Origin of the sequence: Aureimonas phyllosphaerae (genome assembly GCF_047943035.1) — a bacterium.
GTDB classification, from domain to species: domain Bacteria; phylum Pseudomonadota; class Alphaproteobacteria; order Rhizobiales; family Rhizobiaceae; genus Aureimonas; species Aureimonas phyllosphaerae.
On record NZ_CP181348.1, the window covers coordinates 2,925,479 to 2,940,750 of the forward strand.

Annotated in this window: 10 protein-coding genes and 1 tRNA gene; 4 read left to right on the forward strand and 7 right to left on the reverse strand. The window is 65.0% G+C overall.

Annotated elements, in window-relative coordinates:
• Positions 1 to 14: 14 nt before the first annotated feature.
• Positions 15 to 1,166 (reverse strand): M24 family metallopeptidase, encoded by a 1,152-nt coding sequence (locus ACLNGM_RS13870; RefSeq protein WP_416355373.1) that lies wholly within the window; start codon positions 1,164 to 1,166, stop codon positions 15 to 17.
• A gap of 155 nt (positions 1,167 to 1,321) precedes the next feature.
• On the opposite strand from ACLNGM_RS13870, the gene ACLNGM_RS13875 reads away from it, so the two are divergent.
• Both ACLNGM_RS13875 and ACLNGM_RS13880 read left to right on the forward strand, forming a co-directional pair.
• Entirely contained in the window at positions 1,322 to 2,251 is a 930-nt protein-coding gene (locus ACLNGM_RS13875) for a DMT family transporter (RefSeq protein ID WP_416355374.1), read from the forward strand.
• 209 nt (positions 2,252 to 2,460) lie between these two features.
• Positions 2,461 to 4,842: an EAL domain-containing protein gene (locus ACLNGM_RS13880; protein WP_416355375.1), complete on the forward strand. Its 2,382-nt coding sequence runs from the start codon at positions 2,461 to 2,463 to the stop codon at positions 4,840 to 4,842.
• Positions 4,843 to 4,940: 98 nt separating this feature from the next.
• Here ACLNGM_RS13880 and iolB read toward each other — a convergent pair whose 3' ends face one another.
• The 4 genes from iolB to ACLNGM_RS13900 form a co-directional block, all read right to left on the reverse strand.
• Positions 4,941 to 5,753 (reverse strand): 5-deoxy-glucuronate isomerase, encoded by an 813-nt coding sequence (iolB, locus tag ACLNGM_RS13885; protein WP_416355376.1) that lies wholly within the window; start codon positions 5,751 to 5,753, stop codon positions 4,941 to 4,943.
• Positions 5,754 to 5,768: 15 nt separating this feature from the next.
• Positions 5,769 to 6,653, reverse strand: a complete 885-nt coding sequence (gene iolE, locus ACLNGM_RS13890) for a myo-inosose-2 dehydratase (RefSeq protein ID WP_416355377.1) — start codon at positions 6,651 to 6,653, stop codon at positions 5,769 to 5,771.
• 34 nt (positions 6,654 to 6,687) lie between these two features.
• Positions 6,688 to 8,595 (reverse strand): bifunctional 5-dehydro-2-deoxygluconokinase/5-dehydro-2-deoxyphosphogluconate aldolase, encoded by a 1,908-nt coding sequence (locus ACLNGM_RS13895; RefSeq protein WP_416355378.1) that lies wholly within the window; start codon positions 8,593 to 8,595, stop codon positions 6,688 to 6,690.
• A 165-nt stretch (positions 8,596 to 8,760) separates the two neighbouring features.
• Positions 8,761 to 9,612, reverse strand: a complete 852-nt coding sequence (locus ACLNGM_RS13900) for a MurR/RpiR family transcriptional regulator (RefSeq protein WP_416355379.1) — start codon at positions 9,610 to 9,612, stop codon at positions 8,761 to 8,763.
• Positions 9,613 to 9,966: 354 nt separating this feature from the next.
• Between ACLNGM_RS13900 and iolD the strand changes: the two genes are divergently transcribed.
• Positions 9,967 to 11,820 carry a 3D-(3,5/4)-trihydroxycyclohexane-1,2-dione acylhydrolase (decyclizing) gene (gene iolD / locus ACLNGM_RS13905; RefSeq protein WP_416355380.1) on the forward strand — a complete coding sequence of 618 codons (1,854 nt, stop codon included), beginning with the start codon at positions 9,967 to 9,969 and terminating at the stop codon, positions 11,818 to 11,820.
• An 84-nt stretch (positions 11,821 to 11,904) separates the two neighbouring features.
• Here the strand turns inward: iolD and ACLNGM_RS13910 are convergent, their stop codons facing one another.
• The gene (locus tag ACLNGM_RS13910) at positions 11,905 to 13,152 is read right to left on the reverse strand and encodes an MFS transporter (RefSeq protein ID WP_416355381.1); all 1,248 of its coding nucleotides are present in this window, start codon (positions 13,150 to 13,152) and stop codon (positions 11,905 to 11,907) included.
• 173 nt (positions 13,153 to 13,325) lie between these two features.
• Positions 13,326 to 13,415 (reverse strand) — tRNA-Ser (locus ACLNGM_RS13915).
• Between the two features lie 198 nt (positions 13,416 to 13,613).
• Between ACLNGM_RS13915 and ACLNGM_RS13920 the strand changes: the two genes are divergently transcribed.
• Positions 13,614 to 15,224, forward strand: a complete 1,611-nt coding sequence (locus ACLNGM_RS13920; protein ID WP_416355382.1) for a LysM peptidoglycan-binding domain-containing protein — start codon at positions 13,614 to 13,616, stop codon at positions 15,222 to 15,224.
• Positions 15,225 to 15,272: the final 48 nt, after the last annotated feature.

A 15,272-nucleotide genomic window follows, 5' to 3' on the forward strand; every position in this document is an offset into this window, starting at 1 on the left:
TCTCGGTCCGGCGTCTAACGACGTGCCGTCGGACTGTCGTCCGGCTTCGTGAACCACCGGGGACCCGTTTCGGTCATGTACACATGATCCTCAAGGCGAATGCCGAAACGGTCCGGGACCACGATCATCGGTTCGACCGAGAAGCACATGCCGGGCTCGAGAACTGTGTCGTTGCCGCGAACGATGTAGGGCGCCTCGTGGATCTCGAGGCCCAGTCCATGGCCGGCGCGATGGGGTAGTCCGGGAAGTCGATAGTCCGGCCCGAGCCCGTGCCGTCCGAGAACCTTCCGCGCCGCGTCGTCGAGCGATGCGCAGGAAGCCCCGACCTGGGCGGCCTCAAACACGGCGTCCTGCGCCTCGCGCTCGATCCGCCAGGTGCGCGCGACGTCGGCTTCCGGTTCGCCCATCACGTAAGTGCGCGTCAGGTCGGAATGATAGCCATCCAGACGGCAACCGGTGTCGACAAGGATCACATCGCCATCCCGCAACGTCTGTTCTCCATCCGCGCCGTGGGGCAAGGCGGTGGCGGCACCGAACGAGACGATCGCAAAGGTGGAGCCGTTGTCGGCTCCAAGCCGACGATGCTCGGCATCGATGAAGGCGACGACCTCGGATGCCGCGATGCCGGGCTGCATATCCGCCCGGACACGCTCGTGAACACCGAGCGTCAGGTTCATCGCATGCTGGATCAGCGCGATCTCCGTGGGGGACTTGCGCATGCGCAGGCGGGAGACGATCGGCCCGCCGTCACGAAGCCGCTCCGCACCGAAAGCCCGGGCCAGACGGTGATACTGGAACAGGGGCAACTGCTCGTCCAGTGCCAACGTCCCACCTGACGACAGCATGGCGGAGATGAGCTCTGCGGGTTCCTCTTCCTCCTGCCAGGCGACGATGTCGCCCTCCAGCCGCGGCAACGTTTCCACGCGCGAACACTCGAAGCCCGGCACGACGTATCGCAGGGTGTCGCGGGTCACCAGCGCGCCGCAGAACCGTTCGCTGCCATGCCAGACGAGGCCGGTGAAATAGCGAAGGCTTTCGGTGGAGCCGAGGAGAAGAGCTTCGATGCCGGCTTCGTCCAGTTCTGCCCGCAGACGATCCAGCCGCCGCCGGCGCTCCGACGCTTCGATGCGTGGGACAGGATGATTCCAGGCGGCTTGGGTGGCCATGCGGGTTCCGTTGGGTCGGTGGTTCCTAGTCGTCGACATGCCGCGACGCACTCGCAGGTGCAAGGGCGGACTGCGCCGACGCGGCGTGCCCGCTTGCCTTGGATGGCGTCATCCGTCAGGAGAGAGGTGATGGAGCTCGGGATGGAAGCCTCCTGATGCCCCAGGAGACGGCCTTCATGGCGGACCCGCAACCTCCCCTTGCCGTCAGCCTCGGCCTCCTTCTGGTGTTGGCGACGCTTTGGGGTGCTTCCTACACGTTCATCAAGATCGCGGTGGAGACCATACCCCCGATCACACTGATCGCGACGCGCACGCTCATCGCAGGCTCCCTGATTCTCGTGGTTCTGCACCTGCGCGGCCTGCGTCTTCCGCTGGATCGCCGCAACCTCGGCCGCTTCTTCGTCCAGGCCTGCCTGAATTCGGTGGTTCCCTTCGTGCTGGTGGCGTGGGGGACGCAGTTCGTCGATGCGGGGCTCGCGACGATCCTGAACTCCCTGACCCCGGTCTTCGCCTTTCTGATCAACTGGGGGATCACGCGGCACGAGGTTGTCAGCACCCGCAAGGCCCTTGGGGTCGCGGCAGGCCTCGTCGGCATCTGCCTCGTCGTTGGCCCATCCGCGCTTCAGGGCGCCAGCCAGCAGTTGACCGCGCAGCTCGCGATCATCATCGCCGCGATGGCCTATGGTGCTGCGGTGACGTTCGGACGGACGTTCCGAGACCTCGACCCGATGATGCCGGCGGCAGGCTCGCTCCTCATGGGATCGGTGATTCTGATGCCCGTCAGCTTGATCGTCGATCGCCCTTGGACACTCGCTCCGACGGCGTCGTCGTTGAGCGCGCTTGTTGCGCTTTCCGTCTTCTCGACGGCACTCGCCTTCACACTCTACTTCTATCTTCTGAAGCGTATCGGCACGGTCGGCGTGACGGCGCAAGCCTATCTTCGGGTTCCGATCGGCGTCGGCATCGGGATGGTTTTCCTTGGGGAATTGCCGCAGCCGACGGCCTGGATGGGCATGGCGCTCGTGGTGGTCAGCGTCATCGCCATGACGCTGCCAAGCCGGAAATCGCGGACGGCGACTGTCTGAGAGCGAGTTCCCATGGACCTGCGCTGTTCTGACGCTCCGCCTTTCCGTGGATATCCGCGCGGAAAGCCGCGTTCGACGGCACGCTGATAAAAAACCCGTCACCGGCGTCAGAATGCATCAACACTCGCAAGCTAGCCTGAAAGAACGAGACCCGAATTACACGCTGTAGTTATTGGGTGCTATTCGATGCTGTATTGACGAGCCAAGCCATGATGACGGTTTTGAATTGTATCGTGGTGGAGCACGATCTCTGGCTCGTGCTCATGGCCGCCGTCATCTGCGCGGCCGGTTCCTGGGCGATGGTCCGTCTGTTCCTCCGAGCAGCTGCATCGAGGTCCACGGAGCGGTGCGCCTGGCTCGTCCTTACCGCCTTCATCACCGGGGCTTCGATCTGGTGCACACACTTCGTCGCCATGCTCGGCTATGAGCCAGGGCTGCCCGTCGGCTTCGATCCTGTGCTCACGATCATTTCCATGCTGGCCGCGATGGTGGGGTCCGGGGTGGGCTTCCTGATCGCGACAGCCCGCGGGCGTGCAGCACCAGCGTTGGGCGGGGCGATGGTCGGCCTGTCGATTGTCGTCATGCACTATGTCGGCATGCTCGCCTATCGCGTGCAGGGCATCGTCGAATGGAAGCTTGATTTCCTGTTCGCATCCATCGCGATCTCCTGCGTTCTCGCTGGCGCTTCGCTGCATGTGGCGATGCGTGGCAAGGGGGAGGCGACGCGTTTTTACGGCAGTGCGGGCCTGTTCTTCCTGTCGATCATCGGTCTTCATTTTACCGGCATGACCGCCTTCCAGGTCACGCCGATGGCGATCGAGGGGTCCTTCTCCAATCCGGAAGCTCTCAATGCACTGGCGTTTGCCGTGACCTGCGTCGGCTTGGCCATCGTTTCGGCCGGTTTTGCGAGCGGCTTTATCGACAACAGCGCCCGCGCGACGGCTGCGGACGCGCTGGCCAACATGTCGAACGGCCTGACGATGATATCCCCGTCGGGACATGTCACGCTCGTCAACGAACGAGTGCGCTCGCTCTTTCGTCTCGAAACGAACGACCTTCGGCTTGGCATGACGCTTCAGGCCTATGTCGGCGCGATCGGGGCCAAGGCCGGGTGGGGATCCGACCGGGTTGCGCGGGTGATCGAGAACCATCAGGCCTGGATGCGCGAAGGGCGCGTGAAGCGCCTCGAACATCATTTCGATGACGGCCTCATCCTTCATGTCTGCTGCCAGCCAGTCGGACGAGGCGGTGCGATCCTCACCTACGAGGACGTGACGGAAGCTCGGAACGGCCAGAAGACGATCGCTCACATGGCCTTTCACGACGCGCTCACCGGCTTGAAGAACCGCCGCATGTTTGCGCAGTCCATCGAGGAACTGATGGGGTCTGGCTCGCTCACCATGCTGATGATCGACCTCGATCGCTTCAAGGACGTCAACGACCGCCTGGGCCACGCGACCGGCGACGTGGTGCTGCGAGAGGTCTCGTCGCGTATCGAGAGCCTCTTGGTGCCTGGTGAGCAGGCGTTCCGGCTCGGCGGCGACGAACTCGCGGTGCTCAGTGCCTCCGGCGAGACGCGCGCCGAGGGGCTTGCGGCCGAACTCGTGGCCTCGCTGTCGCGTCCGATCGAAACCGGGTCGGACGTCGTGATCATCGGTGCGAGCGTCGGCATCGCGACCAGCCGCCCGGACGACGACCCGTCGACCGTGCAACGGAAGGCCGACCTCGCCCTCTACTCCGCCAAGAAAGCGGGCAGGGGCCGCTTCGACATCTATCGTGACGGCATGCTGGAGGAGGAGGCGAGGCGCCGCGACTTTGAGCGCGATCTCTCCGAAGCGATCGCGTCGAACCAGCTGGAACTCTGGTATCAGCCGCTTTTCAGCCTGCCGGACCGACGGCTCAAGGGTTTCGAGGCGCTGGTACGCTGGCGCCACCCCGAGCGTGGCCTCGTCAGTCCGGCCGAGTTCATCCCGGTCGCCGAGGAATGCGGGCTCATCTCGGCGATCGGCGCCTGGGTGATCGATCAGGCTTGCCATCAGGCCTCGCAGTGGCCGGACGAGCTCTACATGTCGATCAACGTGTCGGCGGTGCAGCTTCGCTCGGCCCTCCTGGCAACGCAGATCGATCAGGCGCTTCGACGTTATGCCCTTCCGGCCTCGCGCATCGAGCTGGAAATCACCGAGACTGCCATCGTCGAGAACAGCGAGCATCTAGCCGTCGTTCTCGCGGGCCTGCGCGCCATCGGCGTTCGGATCGCGATGGACGACTTCGGTACCGGCTACTCGTCTCTCGCCCATTTGCGCGAATTCAAGGTGGACCGAATCAAGATCGATCGCAGTTTCATCGCGGCGTCCCAAAGTGATGCGGGTTCAGCTGCCATCGTTCGCGCTGTCGTGTCGATGGCCCGTGAACTCAGCATCGACACGACGGCGGAGGGAATCGAGAAAGAGGATCAGCTGGCAAGCCTGCAGGCTCTCGGCTGCGGGACAGCGCAGGGCTTCCTGCTCGGGCGTCCCCTGATGATCGGCGCTGCCGACGAACTCGCGTGGTCGCTTCGCAGCGGGCGTATCCCATCGATCACCGTGGCCTGACCCCTTCGAGCCCTTCGCTCGAAGAGGGAAATCGACATACGAAAGGGGCGCCGCGATAGCGCCCCTCGCAAAATCGATGCCGAAGATATCGGACGGTGTCAGGCCTTCAGCAGCCACTCGTGTTCGGGTGCGTTGTGGAAGCGCCATTGCCGGCGTGGACCGGCCATCACGTTGAGGTAGTAGAGATCGTAGCCATGGATTGTCGCGCAGGGATGATAGCCCTTGGGGACCAGCGTCGTGTTGCCGTCTTCCACCGCCATCGCCTCGTCCAGTTCCCGGCGGCCTGACGCGTCGGCGTCGGTGTAGACGCGCTGGAAGGCGAAGCCCTGAGGCGGGTTGAGCCGATGGTAGTAGGTTTCCTCCAGCGAAGACTGACGCGGCAGATCGTCCTCGTCATGACGATGCGGCGGATAGCTCGACGTGTTGCCGGCGGGGGTCACGACCTCGACCACCAGCAGCCCGTCGGCCTCGGCGGTCTCCGGTAGGATGTTGGTGACGTGCCGGACGTTCGACCCCTTGCCGCGCACTTCCTGCCCGTTGTCGTCTTCCGCGATCAGGCGCGGCGGACGGGCCCCTGCGGTGCCCGGCGCGGTGCAGACGGCCAGTTCGACTTCGGTTTCCGCCGTTGCCGACCAGTCCATCCCGGCCGGAACGTAGACCGAGGACGGCTTGCCGTCGAACGGCGACATGCGTCGTCCGACCGAGCCGAAGTTGCTCTCGCCGGCGGTGATCGATGCTTTGCCCGAAACCAATACGAGACAGGCTTCGCGATCCGCGTCCCCGCCGACGATGCGCTCACCGGGCTTCAGCTTGTGGAGGGCAAATCCGACATAGGTCCAGCCGGCGCTCTCAGGCGTCACGTCGATGACGCAGCCGGTCTCGCCGCTCGGCTTCACGAGAAGTTTCGACATCGCTCTCGCCTTCCTTCAGCGCTTCGATCCGGCTTCCGCCAGGAAGCGTTCGAGGTTGTCGCGACCCATCTTCACGTAGGTGGCGGGATGGGCTTTCTCAGGGTCCTGCTCGGCCTCGATCACGACCCATCCATCGTAGTCGGGGAGCTGCCGGAGAACCGAAACGTAGTCGACCGAGCCATCGCCCGGAACCGTGTAGACGCCCGCCAGAACGGAGGTGAGGAAGCTCCAGTCCTCGGCATTGGATTGGCGCGCGACGCCGGGGCGAACATCCTTGGCATGGAAATGGACGATCCGGTCGCGGTAGCGCTCGGCCAGATCGGCGGGATCGGCGCCGGCCCATGCGGCATGGCCGGTGTCGAGGAGCAGCGTGAAGGCGTCGCCCGTCCCGCCCATCAGGCGGTCGATCTCCTCTCCGGTCTGGATCACCGTGCCCATATGGTGGTGGTAGGCGATTTTCAGCCCTTCGCCTTTCAGAAGCTCGGCAAACCGCGTCATCCGCGGCAGGAGCGTCTCCCACTGCTTGTCCGAGAGGACCGGCCGCTGGCTGAGAGGCGCTGCCTCGTTCCCGTGAACGGTTCCGGTGCACTCGCAGACGATGAAGATGTCGGTTCCCGCGCCCTTGATCAGAGCGATGTGATCCTTGGCTGCGGCGAACTCGGCGTCCGCATCGCGCTCGAGAAGGAAGGTCGAATACCATCCGCCCACGAACACCATGCCGTGCTCGGCGAGCTTCGCCTTCAGCGCCTCGGCATTCTTGGGGAACTTGTGACCGAGTTCCATTCCCTCGATGCCGATGGCGCTCGCCTCGGACAGGCATTGCTCGAGGCTGATGTGGCCTCCGATGTCCTGCCGATCGTCGTTGCTCCAGCAGATCGGGTTGGCGCCGATACGGATCATCTTCAGTGTCTCCCGATGTGTCGAATCGTCCGGCTTAGGCGGCGATGGCCGGCCGGGTCGCATTCCAAGACGAGACCAGCGCCCCGAAGCGCCGGGCCATGTCCGCGATCGCTGTCTCGTCGTCGATCTCGCCCCTCAGCCAGTGCCGGGCGGCGTCTGCGAAGATCGTGCGGCCGACCGCGAAGCCCTTCACGAGGTGCGCTTCGGATACCGCCCGGAAGGCCTCGAAGAGTTCCGCTTCCGGCGCGTCGAGCCCGAGAAGCACGATCCCGCGGCAATAGGGGTCGTTCTCGCTGATCGCCGTCTCGATCCGCTGCCACGCGGCCGCGTTGCGCTGGGGCTCAAGCTTCCACCAGTCGGGCTTGATGCCGAGATCATAGAGACGCCGGATGACGGAGGCGACCGTGTCCTCTTCGAGGGGGCCGTGTTTTCCGGCAATGATCTCGACCAGGAACTCGCGGCCGACGGTGCGTGCGGCGTCCGCCAGTCGCAGGAGTTCGCGCTCCTGTCGCTGCTTCAGTTCGGCCTGGTCGTCCGGGTGGTAGAAGCAGAGGCACTTCACCACCTGGTTGACCGGCCACTCCTGAAGGTGACTCCCAAGGTCGGGCATGTGATCGAAGTCGAGCGGCCGCGATCCGGGCTCCTCTACCGGGCGTCCGATCCAGAACCCTTTGGCATTCGCCTTGTAGAGGGCCTTCTGGCCGTAGGTCCCGTCCAGCAACATGCCGAAGCCGGGCCGGTCGCCCGCGACGCGCGACGCAGCCTCGACGGTCAGGACCTTGAAGTCCTCGATGCGCTCGCGCGGAGCGCCGGCGGCATCGGCCATTTCTTCCAGCTGCATGCGATGGTCGCAGGCAAGCGCCACAAGCTGCTCCGGCGCTGCGCGACGGGTCGTCGCCCAATGGATGTGGTTGAGATCCTCGTCCTTGCGCAGGCGACGCTTGATCTTGTCCTTGGCGAGAAACGCATCGAGCTCGGCGATGGTCGGGTATTCCGGCGAGCAGAGGAGGCGCGAGACGGCGAAGGCCCCGCAGGCATTGGCCATCGTGGCACACTCGGCGTGGCTCTTGCCCCGCAACCAGCCAGCCAGAAGACCGGACATGAAGGCGTCGCCCGCACCCAGGACGTTGAAGACTTCGATCGGAAATCCGCGCCCGGCGATGCCGTCGTCGAGACTGTCGATGGGGCCGTCGAAGATGATGCATCCCATCGCGCCGCGCTTCAGGACCAGCGTGGCCGAGGAAACGGCGCGGATGGCCTTCAGGGCGCCCAAGGGATCGCCGACCCCGCCGGCAATCATCATCTCTTCCTCGGTGCCGACCACAAGATCGCAGTCCGGCAGGATCGTCTGCAGCTTCTTGGACACCGCATCCGAGGCGACATAACGCTCGAACCCTGCGGCGTGTCCGCCGAGGCCCCAGAGGTTGGGCCGATAGTCGACATCGAAGACGACCTTCGCGCCGTGAGCCTTGGCAAGACGGATTGCCTTGCGCTGCGCGGCCTCCGTGTTCGGCTTGGAGAAATGCGTGCCGGTCACGACGATGGAAGCGGTCGAGGCGATCAGGTCCTCGCTGACGTCGGCCTCGTCGAGCGCCATGTCGGCGCAGTCCGAGCGATAGAAGATCATCGGCGAGACGCCTTCGTCTTCGACCGCGAGTAGCACGAGCGCGGTCAACCGCTCCGGATCGACCGCGACGCCGCTCGTCTCCACGCCCTCGCGCGCCAACTGCTCGCGAACGAAGCCACCCATCTGCTCCGCCCCGACCCGAGACAGAAGCGCGGACTTCAGACCAAGCCGCGCCGTGCCGATGGCGATGTTGGCGGGGCAGCCGCCCACCGACTTGGCGAAGGTGGCAATGTCTTCCAGCCGCGATCCGATCTGCTGGCCGTAGAGATCAACCGAGCAGCGGCCGATGGTGACGACATCGAGCGATGTGGACATGGGCCCTCCTGGCCGCGGCGCGGCATTTGCGGCAAGCGAGCCGCGGCACTGGCCGCGCTTCACGATCCGCCGTATTGAAGCACGAAATCCATTTCTTGTCTATTTGGAATTATCATTCTGAATTGTTTGTCTCGTCCCGACCAGCAGGGCAAACAGGCGAACGTCTCAACCCTGGCGTCGGTCGGCGACCCCAAGGGCAAGAGTCATCGCGAGGGCCATGCTGGCGGACAGGGAGCGGAAGCCCTGGAAGTCCGTCTCCACCACTTCGAACCAGATCCGAGAGTCCGAGGCGAGGGGGCTGAAGGGGCTGTCGGTGATGACGACCAGCGGGACGCCTGCATCCCCCAGTTCTCGCGTGTGAGCGATCGTGGCAGGCGCATAGGGGGTGAAGGAGATCGCGAGCGCGGCATCCCGCGGGGTCGCGAAGGAGATGGTTTCCGGGTCGGTGCCGACGGCGGAGCCGATCAGGATGTTGCGGATGCCGAGCTTGCCCAACGCATAGCTGAGATAGGACGTGATCGGGAAGGACCGACGTTGCGCCACGAGATAGATCGTCTCCGCGTCGGCCAGGATCCTTGTAGCCCGCTCAACGCTGTCGATGTCGATACGCGCATGCAACTGCCCGATCGATTGGGTTGCACTCTTGCAGAGGCCGTCCAGCAGCATGCCTGCCTTGGACGTCTCGCCTCCGGTCGCGCGAAGCGACATCAGGCGCTCGTCGTAGTTCGTCACCTGGCTGAGCAGGCGCTCGCGAAAGACCGCCTGCAGATCCGTAAATCCGGAAAAGCCGAGCGTCTGGGCGAACCGGATGAGCGCCGAAGGCTGGACGCCGGCATCCTCCGCGATCTTGGCGACTGTTCCGAGCGCGACGTCGTCGGGATGGGCCAGCGCGTAGGCCGCAACCTGCTGCAGGCGCCGGGGCAGTTTGATCGAGCCGCCTGCCAGGCGGTCCCGGAGTTCAGCATACGTCCCCGGCGACGTGGCGCCGACTAGTCTGGCGTCGACGGAAGACGGCATCAGGACGACCTTTCACCATCCTGAAGGTCCGTGACCAGCAGGGCATCGGATGACACTAGGCCACCGTTCGCGCGTTGACACAACCCGTCCATGCGAAATAGAAGTTCTAGGCACCGATGTTTCGGCGTAGAAGTTCTATTTCGATACGGGCTGGTCTAGTCGGAAGAAAGGTGACCTCGACCGCGACTCATCCGGACGATCGGTCTTCTTCCTCTATGCTGACGGGACCATACGGCGGGCGCAAGGGCTGACCTTGGGTTTGGCGCCCGACCGACCTTTCAAAGAGCGACGAATTTAGAGTCTGTCCCGACCGGTTGGAGAGACGATCCGGACAGCAGGCGGAGGACGAGCGAGATGACGGCGAACACGGTTCGACTGACGACTTCCCAAGCCCTCGTGCGCTTCATGATGGCGCAGAAGACGGTCATCGACGGGGAGACGCTTCCGATCTTCGCGGGCTGCTGGGCGATCTTCGGCCACGGCAACGTCGCGGGGATGGGTGAAGCATTGCAGGCGGTGAAGGACGACTTTCCAACCTACCGCGCCCACAACGAGCAAGGCATGGCCCATGCCGCGATCGCCTTCGCCAAGGCCAGCTTCCGCCGTCGCTTCATGGCCTGCACGACCTCCATCGGGCCGGGTGCACTCAATCTCGTCACGGCCGCTGGTGTCGCCCACGTCAACAGGCTGCCGGTCCTGTTCCTTCCCGGCGACGTCTTCGCCAGCCGTCTGCCGGACCCGGTCCTCCAGCAGATCGAGGATTTCGGAGACGGCAGCGTTTCGGCATCCGACTGCTTCCGCCCGGTATCGCGCTACTTCGATCGCATCCAGCGTCCCGAGCAGCTGATTCCGGCGCTTCAGCGGACCATGCAGGTCCTGACCGATCCGGTGGATTGCGGGCCCGTGACCCTCTCTCTCTGCCAGGACGTTCAGGCCGAGGCGTACGACTTCCCGAAGGCTCTTTTCGCCGAGAAAGTATGGGCCTTCCGTCGCCCGCGTCCCGACCAGGACGAACTCGCCAGCGCCGTCGCGCTGCTTCGGGCTGCAAAGAAACCTATGATCATCGCTGGCGGCGGCGTTCTCTATTCGGAAGCCACAGCCGAACTCGCCGCCTTTGCCGAGCGCTATCGCGTGCCCGTTGCGGTCACGCAGGCCGGCAAATCCGCGATCGACGAGCGGAGCGAGTTGTCGCTCGGTTCGGTCGGCGTGACCGGCACGAGCGCGGCCAATGCGCTGGCCGCCGATGCCGACGTGGTGCTCGCGGTGGGCACGCGACTGCAGGATTTCACGACCGGATCCTGGGCTCTCTTCCGGTCCGAAGAGCTGAAGATCATCGGTCTCAACGTCGCCCCCTATGACGCAGTCAAGCACGGCGGCGTCCCGCTCGTCGCAGATGCCCGGGTGGGACTTGCGGATCTCTCTCGGGAACTTGGCGGCTGGCGGGCGACGGGGCAGGACGACCGCGCCAAGGCCGAGCGGTCGAGCTGGTTCGAGGCGGCCAACAAGGCGCTGGCTTCCAGCAACGCCGAACTGCCGTCCGATGCCCAAGTCATCGGGGCTGTCGCCCGCGCTCGCGGGACGGAGGACACGATCGTCCTCTGCGCCGCCGGTGGTCTTCCCGGCGAACTCCACAAGCTCTGGGCGCCAACCCAGCCCGGCGGTTATCACATGGAGTACGGCTTCTCCTGCATGGGCTACGAGATCGCCGGGGGTCTCGGCGCCAAGATGGCGCGGCCGGAGAAGGACGTCATCGTCATGGTCGGCGATGGCTCCTACATGATGATGAACTCGGAGCTCGCGACCTCGGTCATGCTGGGCCAGAAGCTGACCATCGTGCTGCTCGACAACCGGGGCTACGGTTGCATCAATCGCCTGCAGATGGCCTGCGGCGGCGCCAACTTCAACAATCTGCTGCAGGACTGCCGCCAGGAGGTCACGCCCGACATCGACTTCGTGGCGCACGCTCGGGCCATGGGAGCGGAAGCCGAGAAGGTGGCCTCGATCACCGACCTCGAAGCCGCGCTCGAACGCACGAAGTCCAACACTCGCACGACCCTGATCCTCGTGGACACCCACCCGCTGATCGTGACGGAGGCGGGCGGCCACTGGTGGGACGTCGCCGTGCCGGAGGTGTCCGATCGCTCCGAGGTCGGCGATGCACGCACCCGGTACGAAGAGAAGCGAGCCCTCCAGCGGGCGATCAACTGAGGATCGTCGAAGGATCGGGCGTCGTTCCGCCTCCGATCTGCCTAGCGCATTGCGGGTCGGCGTTCTCCCGGGAAGCGGCGCTCGCTAGCGCTCCAGGGCCGCGTCCGCCCGTGGGTCCAGCGTGACTGAGGCGGGCATCTGAACACGCGCCAGAGGCACGGATTGGAATTCCGGCCTCCGGTTCGCGGGCGATGGGGACCGGAGCGAAATACGGGCGAGCGTGTAAACGAGAAGCGCCAGATGCGCGCCGCCGGTCGCGATGAAGATACCGTCCGGTCCGTACGTCTGCATCAGTGAGGCAGCCAACATCGGGCCGCCGATCGTGCCGAACCCGTAGAGCACCAGAAGCCCGCCCGAGATCTTCACGAAATCGCTGGGATCGGCGATGTCGTTGGCGTGCGCGACGGCGAGCGAGTAGGTGGGATAGATCACCCCGCCGATCGCGGCGGCTATCGCGAACAATGTGAGCGAACCGCCCGACCAGAGCGTCAGGGCGCTTAACGCAGCGCCGAGGCCGATGGCGCCCGACAACGCGAGGACATAGCGACGGTCCACCCGGTCGGACAGCCGTCCGAGCGGTACCTGCAGGATGGCACCGCCCGCCATGGTCGCGACAAGCAGCGTCGAGATTTCCGTCGTCGACAGACCGATGTCCTGTCCCAGCACTGGGGCCATGTTGATCCAAGCGCCCGACAGGATGCCGGATAGGAAGACGCCCGCGACCGCGGCCGGCGAGTTGCGATAGAGGCTGCGGACGTCCAGGCGCACCTGAGTCAGAGGCTTCGGGCTCGGAGCACGCGACAGGGCGTTCGGTATCACCGCCATCGCGAAGAAGATCGCGCAGATCATGAAGACGGTCGGGAGCGCCGGATCGGCCAGCGGCATGGCGAACTGGCCTGCGATCATCGCGACCATGGAGACCACCATGTAGATCGAGAAGACGCGCCCGCGCGTTTCGTTGGTGACGCGCTCGTTCAGCCAGCTCTCGATGACCATGTATGCGCCCGCAAGCGCAAATCCCGAGAAGCCGCGCGCGACGACCCAGGGTGCGGTTTCGACCGCGATGCCGTGGATCAGGATCGCGATCGCGAGCAGTGCCGCCAGCGCCGAGAAGCTTCGCACATGCCCGGCCGATCGGACCACCGTTGGCATGGTCACGCAGCCCAGCGTGAAGCCGATCGCGTAGCTCGTACCCATCAGGCCGATTTCATAGGGGCTCCAGCCCTCCAGCGATGCGCGGACCGGCAAGAGGATACCCTGCAGACCCGCGCCCGCCATGAGGAAGAAGGTGGAGAGCAGAAGCGAGACGATCGGCAGGAGATTTTTGCGCATCGAACATTCCGCATCGGCCAGCACGAGGACCGGCTAGTCGAGACGCTTCTATAGGGTGGTTTTGAAGGTTTTGTGCCCGCTTCTTCAATCAGGAGAACGATGTTTCGTGCCATGGCACGATCGTCGGTATTGTCCAAATAAGGGAACTTGGGAGCATCGATATCTGGTCGATGTGGCGGAGAAGATGGGATTCGAACCCACGATACCGTTCCCGGTATACTCCCTTAGCAGGGGAGCGCCTTCGACCACTCGGCCACCTCTCCGACGCGGTTGGAAGTATCGGAAGCCTCGACAATGTTCAAGGGCAAACTCGGCCGAAGCGGATGCCGCGCCATACGACCGCCGTGCTGGTTACCATACGGCAACGGACTGCCCATCCCGTTCGAATTGCACGACTAATCGCATTGTGGCGGGACAGTGCGCGCGATAGGTTCGCCTGTATCGAACCTTGTACTGGAAGGATGTGCGACGCGATGATCAGACGGAAGGGGCCGATTCTGGCGGTCGCGGTGATCGCTGCATTTGCCTTGGGCTGGTATCGCGGCCTCTTCGGGGTCGAAACCGGCACGTCGGTGACCGCGCCCCATCCGGCCATTCCGACCGGAACGACATCGAGCTCGCCGGCACCCTCGCAAATCGCGGCGGACGACGCGCCTGTACCTTCGACCGGTCAGACGAGCCAGCGCAACGCGTCCGAGAGTGGCGAGCAGACCGCATCGCAGACGTCCGCTGCCGGTTCCGAACCACCGGGCACAACCGCAAGCTCGCAGTCACCTGAAACCGCATCCGCTTCCAGCCCGGCACCGGGTTTCGACGTGGTTCGCGTCGAGCGCGATGGTTCGACGGTGGTCGCCGGCAAGGGAGCTGCCAATGAGCTCATCACGCTAACCGACGGCACGCGCACGTTCGGGCAAGCCAACACGGACGCCAACGGCGACTTCGTGATGACGCTGTCCCTGCCGGAGGGAAGCCACCGCCTTCAGCTAGCTCAGCGCGACGATAAAGTCTCGAACGACGCGGCGGTGATCAACGTACCCCCCCCCGGCAAGTCGGAAGAACTGCTGGTCATGATGCAGCGTCCGGGCGAAGCGAGCGAGATCATTCAGCGTCCCGCGGAAGCCGGCCTTGCTGCTGCCTTACCGAGCGGAACGAACTCGGCGGCCGAAGAATCGAGAGACGATCCGGAGCCGCCGCACGCGGTCGCAGCGGTCGCGCCCCAATCGGCCACGCCGACCGTGCCGACACCCTCCGAGGCGACTGGGACGCTGCTCGGCGTCGACGCCGTCGAGATCGAAGGGGATCGGTTGTTCATCGCCGGCTCGGCCAAGGAGCGGTCGACCGTTCGAGTGTATCTGGACGATCAGCCAGTCGCGGAAGCCAGAAGCGGCGCCGGCGAACGATATGTCGCGAGCGCCCGCACCAATGTCGCCGTTGGCCAGCACACCATTCGCGTCGATGCGCTCGACGAGGCTGGACGCGTCGTCAGCCGGGTCGAGGTTCCGTTCCAACGCCCCGATGGAAATTCGATGGCTGCGATCGCCGCGGCACCAAAGCCTACGCGGGAACAGGAAAACACGACGGGCACAGCCAGCAAGGCTGATGCCGCCGACGGACCGCGCTCTGCCGGAACGGCGGCGTCGGTCGGCTCGCCCGGCGATGCCGCTTCAGCCGACGCCGCTTCCGCGTCTTCTGCGCCGGACGCCGCGGAGATCGAACCCGCGGCTGGATCTCCCACCACGGCGGCTGGGACGGCGGCGGGCTCGATGGCGTCCGCCGAGCAGAGGCCAGATGGGGCTGCAGGTTCGGATGGAATGTCCGCCAGCGGAAGCGCGCCGGCGACGGAACCCCCGACGGTTCGTCAGGCGCCGCTGGAGGCGTCGGCATCTCGTGTGATCATCCGCCGCGGCGATACGCTGTGGCGGATCTCTCGCGAGACCTACGGTCGTGGCAACCGATACACCGTGATCTACCTCGCCAACGGCGACCAGATACGCGACCCCAACCGCATCTATCCGGGACAGGTGTTCCGGGTCCCCGGTGACGCAACTGTCGGAGAGCCTCCTCGCGGTTGACGCGCTGTTCGCGAAGGGGCGGGTCTTGCATCGCGCGGGATGGGGTGG

What these genes read in the sequence shown, in the direction of transcription:
- ACLNGM_RS13900 (WP_416355379.1), bottom strand. Translation starts at nt 9,612, where the DNA reads ATGCCGTCTTCCGTCGACGCCAGACTAGTCGGCGCCACGTCGCCGGGG.
- iolE (WP_416355377.1), bottom strand. Translation starts at nt 6,653, where the DNA reads ATGATCCGTATCGGCGCCAACCCGATCTGCTGGAGCAACGACGATCGG.
- ACLNGM_RS13920 (WP_416355382.1), top strand. Translation starts at nt 13,614, where the DNA reads ATGTGCGACGCGATGATCAGACGGAAGGGGCCGATTCTGGCGGTCGCG.
- ACLNGM_RS13870 (WP_416355373.1), bottom strand. Translation starts at nt 1,166, where the DNA reads ATGGCCACCCAAGCCGCCTGGAATCATCCTGTCCCACGCATCGAAGCG.
- iolB (WP_416355376.1), bottom strand. Translation starts at nt 5,753, where the DNA reads ATGTCGAAACTTCTCGTGAAGCCGAGCGGCGAGACCGGCTGCGTCATC.
- ACLNGM_RS13875 (WP_416355374.1), top strand. Translation starts at nt 1,322, where the DNA reads ATGCCCCAGGAGACGGCCTTCATGGCGGACCCGCAACCTCCCCTTGCC.
- ACLNGM_RS13910 (WP_416355381.1), bottom strand. Translation starts at nt 13,152, where the DNA reads ATGCGCAAAAATCTCCTGCCGATCGTCTCGCTTCTGCTCTCCACCTTC.
- iolD (WP_416355380.1), top strand. Translation starts at nt 9,967, where the DNA reads ATGACGGCGAACACGGTTCGACTGACGACTTCCCAAGCCCTCGTGCGC.
- ACLNGM_RS13895 (WP_416355378.1), bottom strand. Translation starts at nt 8,595, where the DNA reads ATGTCCACATCGCTCGATGTCGTCACCATCGGCCGCTGCTCGGTTGAT.
- ACLNGM_RS13880 (WP_416355375.1), top strand. Translation starts at nt 2,461, where the DNA reads ATGATGACGGTTTTGAATTGTATCGTGGTGGAGCACGATCTCTGGCTC.